6 protein-coding genes and 2 tRNA genes are annotated in these 5,104 nt (G+C 59.1%); 3 read left to right on the top strand and 5 right to left on the bottom strand.

Annotated elements, in window-relative coordinates; all coding sequences use genetic code 11:
- On the top strand, positions 1-256 hold a 256-nt coding region (locus tag JMN37_RS11135), incomplete at its 5' end, for a hypothetical protein (RefSeq protein WP_252932187.1).
- A gap of 105 nt (positions 257-361) precedes the next feature.
- Here JMN37_RS11135 and murA read toward each other — a convergent pair.
- Both murA and ramA read right to left on the bottom strand, forming a co-directional pair.
- On the bottom strand, positions 362-1,618 hold the full coding sequence (murA, locus tag JMN37_RS11130) for a UDP-N-acetylglucosamine 1-carboxyvinyltransferase (RefSeq protein WP_070361962.1): 1,257 nt from the start codon (positions 1,616-1,618) through the stop codon (positions 362-364).
- 24 nt (positions 1,619-1,642) lie between these two features.
- On the bottom strand, positions 1,643-2,485 hold the full coding sequence (gene ramA, locus JMN37_RS11125; protein WP_070478053.1) for an acetate metabolism transcriptional regulator RamA: 843 nt from the start codon (positions 2,483-2,485) through the stop codon (positions 1,643-1,645).
- A 261-nt stretch (positions 2,486-2,746) separates the two neighbouring features.
- Here ramA and cysK point away from each other — a divergent pair, with 261 nt between their 5' ends.
- Together cysK and epsC are read left to right on the top strand one after the other, a co-directional pair.
- On the top strand, positions 2,747-3,682 hold the full coding sequence (gene cysK, locus JMN37_RS11120; RefSeq protein ID WP_070361960.1) for a cysteine synthase A: 936 nt from the start codon (positions 2,747-2,749) through the stop codon (positions 3,680-3,682).
- Between the two features lie 51 nt (positions 3,683-3,733).
- A complete protein-coding gene (epsC, locus tag JMN37_RS11115) occupies positions 3,734-4,333 on the top strand; it encodes a serine O-acetyltransferase EpsC (RefSeq protein WP_071573159.1) in 600 nt (199 codons plus the stop codon).
- Positions 4,334-4,339: 6 nt separating this feature from the next.
- Here the strand turns inward: epsC and JMN37_RS11110 are convergent, their stop codons facing one another.
- The 3 genes from JMN37_RS11110 to JMN37_RS11100 all read right to left on the bottom strand — a co-directional run bounded on the left by JMN37_RS11110 (position 4,340) and on the right by JMN37_RS11100 (position 4,871).
- Positions 4,340-4,636: a GNAT family N-acetyltransferase gene (locus JMN37_RS11110; protein ID WP_252932186.1), complete on the bottom strand. Its 297-nt coding sequence runs from the start codon at positions 4,634-4,636 to the stop codon at positions 4,340-4,342.
- Positions 4,637-4,702: 66 nt separating this feature from the next.
- Positions 4,703-4,775: transfer RNA gene (locus JMN37_RS11105), tRNA-Phe, on the bottom strand.
- Positions 4,776-4,797: 22 nt separating this feature from the next.
- Positions 4,798-4,871 (bottom strand) — tRNA-Asp (locus JMN37_RS11100).
- Positions 4,872-5,104 lie beyond the last annotated feature (233 nt).

Genomic DNA, 5,104 nt, shown 5'->3' with positions numbered 1-5,104 from the left:
TTCAAGCATCACCGCCGGCACACACCACAAACATGGCACACAGCACGCAACCAAAAGTCAATGCAATCAAAAAATAAAAAGTACATTGGCACACTATCGAGTTCTCAAACAACAACCGCACACCCAACAACCAACCCCAACCAGAGCCAGCGTCAAGCAGCTGAAACAAAGTTACACACCCGTAAACACAAAGTCAAATCCAACCAAACCAGCCGGACTCAAAACCGCCCACAAGCAGCAACTTTATTCACTTTGATCATTCCCTCCAAGCGACCAGGCCGCTCGTCGGCAACGAGGGATAACTTAACCACGAACCAACAAACAACACAAATCGCCTGGGAGGGACCGGTTTTTAAGCGTTCTAATCGTTTGCTCGTTGCACCTTCGCACCGAGTTCATTGAGCTGCTCCACAAATCGCGGGTAACCACGGTCAATGTGGTAGACATCGTGCACCGTGGTCTGCCCTTCCGCGACAAGGCCAGCGAGGACGAGTCCCGCGCCCGCACGAATGTCGGAGCTCCACACATCCGTGGAGGAGAGCGTCGAAACACCACGAAGAGCCACATGGTGGCCATCGATGTTGGCGTCAGCGCCGAGGCGCATCATTTCGTCGACAAATCGGAAGCGCGCTTCGAAGACGTTCTCCGTAATGACTGAAACGCCGTCGGCTACCGCGGAAAGTGCGATCGCCATCGGTTGCAGGTCTGTCGGGAAGCCGGGGAACGGCAGCGTCTGGTAGTCGACAGCCTTTGGACGCTGGTTCATGCGTACGCGGAAACCGTTGTCGTAAGTCTCCACTTGCGCGCCAGCCAGCTTGATCTTCTGCAAAGGAAGGTGCAGGTGACCAGGGGCGATGCCGGATACCGTGATATCGCCCTGAGTAATTGCAGCTGCGTAAGCCCAGGTTCCGGCAACAATCCGGTCGCCAACCACGGTGTGTTGCGTCGGCTCCAGCTTTTGGACGCCATCGATAACAATTGTCGACGTTCCCGCACCCTCGATCTTCGCCCCCATGGCCCGGAGCATGTCGCAAAGGTCGACGATCTCCGGTTCACGTGCCGCGTTGGAGAGAGTAGTACGCCCCTCAGCAAGTACTGCCGCGGTAATGATGTTCTCGGTCGCACCAACCGAGGGGAAATCGAGCGCGATGTCCGCGCCGTGCAGCTGCTGGGCGCGGGCAACAACGGCTCCGTGCTCAATGTGCGTCGTCGCCCCGAGCTTCTCAAGGCCAGACTGGTGCATATCTAGAGGTCGGGACCCAATCGCGTCGCCACCAGGAAGGGCAACATACGCCTCGCCGCAGCGGGCGACAAGCGGGCCAAGCACCGCAACGGAGGCGCGGAATTGCCGGACGGCTTCGAAGTCGGCGTGGGGAGAAACCTCGGCAGGAGTGTGGATGGTGACCACGGTGCCGTCGATATCTACGGAGCAGCCGAGTCCGACGAGGACGTCCCGCATGAGGGGGACGTCGAGAATTTCGGGGCAGTTAAATAGCGTTGTTGTACCTTCGGCGAGCAGCGCTGCCGCCATGAGCTTCAACACGCTGTTCTTGGCGCCGTCTACCTTTACGACGCCTTCAAGCCGGGTACCGCCAGAGACTAAAAATCGTTCTTTCACGGAACCCAGCGTACCCAACAACGGTTACGGCAACGCCCCGATGCGACGAGCTGCGTTAACGGCCTCGTAGCGGGTGTGTGCCCCAAGCTTGCGCATCACGCTGCGGAGGTAGGACTTCACCGTCTCGGCACCGATCCCCATCTCGGCCGCGGCTTCAACATTGGTATGGCCGAGCGCAACACAGGAAAGAACGTCGAGTTCACGAGCGGAAAGCTTCGTCGTCTGCTTCACGCGCACCGGGGAAACCATCTGGTCACACAGCTGCTCGATTTCCTTGCGAAGATTCTCATCGCCCACACGATTTGCCAGCATGCGCAGCTTCGAGTGCGTGGAGCGAACCTGCTCCCACTCCGCACTGTTCATAACGCGACCCGTCTTCTGTCCGGCGCGCGCGCCGTCGCCCTGCCTCAGGGCGGTATTGACCGCGAGGTCCTGCTCGAGACAGCGAGCCGTCATAGCAACCTCTTCAATCACCTTGTCGCCCAAACGCACCGGCGAGTGCACACCCACGTAAAGGACGCCACGGATCTCGCGCTGGGTAATTACCGGGACTGCAACGATGGAGTGCAGGCCTTCGTCTTGAATCTGCTTGTCGTACTCGTGGGAGATGACATTCGCGCGTGTGTAGTCGGAAATACCCACCGCGCGGCGCGTAGCGACGACCCTTCCACCTACACCGGCACCTGACTCAATGACAAGCTCCTGCAGAGCTGGAGTGCGTAGTCCGATCCATTGCGTGATCTGCAAACGGTTATCTGCCAGAAGGGTGCCATACATGGCTACGGGGATACCGGTTGCGGTTTTCAGCGTGGTCAACGCTGCCCGGATGGCGTCGTCGTCTTCCTTAAGGCACTGTGCGTCGGTCAATGATCTCTCGCTTTCCACCCGTTCGAGTGTCCCCTGTTTAGGGACACTGCTTGTCGAACTTGACTCAAAGCCCTTTCATCATAACGCGTTTTCGGGGGTAGCCAAACTTTGCACTTGCCACACATTCACAGAAACACAACCCCGGAAGTAGGTGAACAAATCGGTCTATTTGACAAAGACTAGCTGGTTCATGTCGCGAGTGTATAATCGCGCAACAAGAACGCAACGTAAGCGAAACATACAGGTAAAGGAGTTATTTTCATGGCAAAGATCGCAAAGTCAGTATTGGACCTCATCGGCAATACGCCGCTCGTAGAGCTCAACGGCATCACTGACGGGCTCAAGGCACGCGTCCTAGCAAAACTTGAGTTTTACAACCCGGCAAATTCCGTCAAGGACCGTATTGGTGACGCTATCGTCCGCGCGGCGGAAGCCTCCGGCGAACTGAAGCCAGGCGGCACCATCGTGGAAGCGACATCGGGCAACACCGGCATCGCACTCGCGCTCACCGGCGCTGCGAAGGGCTACAAAGTCATCCTGACCATGCCGGAGACAATGTCGCAGGAGCGTCGCGTGGTCCTTCGCGCGTACGGGGCAGAGATCGTATTGACGCCAGGCGCGGCAGGCATGAAGGGGGCCGTCGATAAGGCGAACGAGATCGTCGAGACGACGGAAAACACAATCCTGGCCAGCCAGTTCGAAAATGAAGCCAACCCGCAGGTCCACTACGAGACCACCGGCCCCGAGATTTGGAACGACACTGATGGGGAGGTCGACATTGTGGTTGCCGGTGTCGGCACAGGTGGCACGATCTCTGGCTCCGCGAAGTACCTCAAAGAGCAGAAGGAATCCGTCAAGGCCGTCGCAGTCGAGCCAGCTGCTTCCCCACTGCTGTCCACCGGCGAGGCAGGCCCGCACAAGATTCAGGGCCTCGGTGCGAACTTCATCCCTGGCACGTTCGACCGCAACGTCATCGACGAGATTATTACAGTCTCAAACGAAGACGCCGTCGCCACCTCACGCGAACTTGCGCTGAAGGACGGTGTCCTCGGCGGCATCTCGGCGGGCGCAAACCTCAAGGCGGCGCTCGAACTCGCCGCCCGCGACGAGAACGAAGGCAAAACGATCGTCGTGATCATTCCGGACTTCGGCGAGCGCTACGTCTCCACCGTGCTCTACGAAGACATCCGCGACTAGACCCAACGGGCACGACGCCACCCCGCGGGTGGTCGTTGATAGGATCGCCACATGATCAAAACGGCCATCCGCGTGATTCACATGATCCGCGAGGACCTTGCCAACGCGAGGGACCACGACCCGGCGGCGCGAGGCGACCTCGAGAACGCCATCGTCTACTCCGGACTCCACGCCATTTGGACTCACCGCGTGTGCCACTGGATGTGGCAACGCAACCTGAAAGGGCCCGCGCGTGTGCTCGCCCAGGCCAACCGGTTCTTCACCGGTATTGAGATTCACCCCGGCGCCACCATCGGCCGACGCTTCTTCATCGACCACGGCATGGGCATCGTCATCGGTGAGACCACCGAAATCGGCGACGGCGTCATGCTCTACCACGGCGTAACGCTCGGCGGACAGGTGCTTACACAGACGAAGCGCCACCCCACCATCGGCAACAACGTCACCATCGGTGCCGGGGCGAAGGTCCTCGGCCCCATCACAATCGGAGACAACACAGCGGTTGGGGCGAATGCCGTCGTCACAAAATCGATCCCGGCGAACTCCATCGCCGTCGGCATTCCTGCCAAGGTCAGGGAGCGCCAAGAGTGCGAAACAAAGCACCTCGTCGACCCCGACAAGTACTTCGACCCGGGCAGCTACGTCATCTAATCCGCGCTACTTGACGAGGTCCGCGTACTCCGGGTTCTGCGCAATGTAGCGCGCCACAGCGGGGCACGTCCGAATAACGTTGAGACCCTCGGAGCGGGCGTCGTCAAGCGCGAACTGCATCAGCGGCTTCGAGAGGCCCTGGCCGCGGAACTTCGGGTCCACCACCGTATGTGGCAGCTCCCGCGCACCGTCGACGTCAGCGTACGTGGCAAACCCGGCCAATTGCCCGTCGACAAATATCTCGTAGCGGGACTCCTGGTCATTCCTCTTCAGCTCGGGCTGTACTGCGTCGTGCTGCGACAAATCAACGCTCCAATCCTCGGGGACAGAAACACAAAACCCCTCCACCGCAGTGAAGGGGTTGGAGTGTGGCCAGAGCCAGGATCGAACTGGCGACCCCACACTTTTCAGGCGTGTGCTCTACCGACTGAGCTATCTGGCCAGAACAACACAAGTGCTGTTCGCGACCCTGACGGGACTTGAACCCGCGACCTCCGCCGTGACAGGGCGGCGCGCTAACCAACTGCGCCACAGGGCCTTATTCAATTTCGTACTCACGGCCGCTACACGGTCGCTTGCACGAGTCGATACTTTACACAGAGCTCTCGAACACAAGCAAATCGCCAGCACAAACCATATTTTTCGGGTTAAGCGACAAAATGTGTGCTTTTTTGGATATGGATTCCAGGTCCTGCCTGGGCCTACGGCGGGACAGTGCTCGTTGAATCGGGATTCCCTGCCGTAGACCGGAAGGTCCACCACTTCAGGCGT

Source organism: Corynebacterium lipophilum, assembly GCF_024102595.1.
Classification (GTDB): Bacteria; Actinomycetota; Actinomycetes; order Mycobacteriales; family Mycobacteriaceae; genus Corynebacterium; species Corynebacterium pseudogenitalium.
Note: the sequence above shows the minus strand (reverse complement) of the source record. Positions and strands in the feature narration are given on the sequence as shown.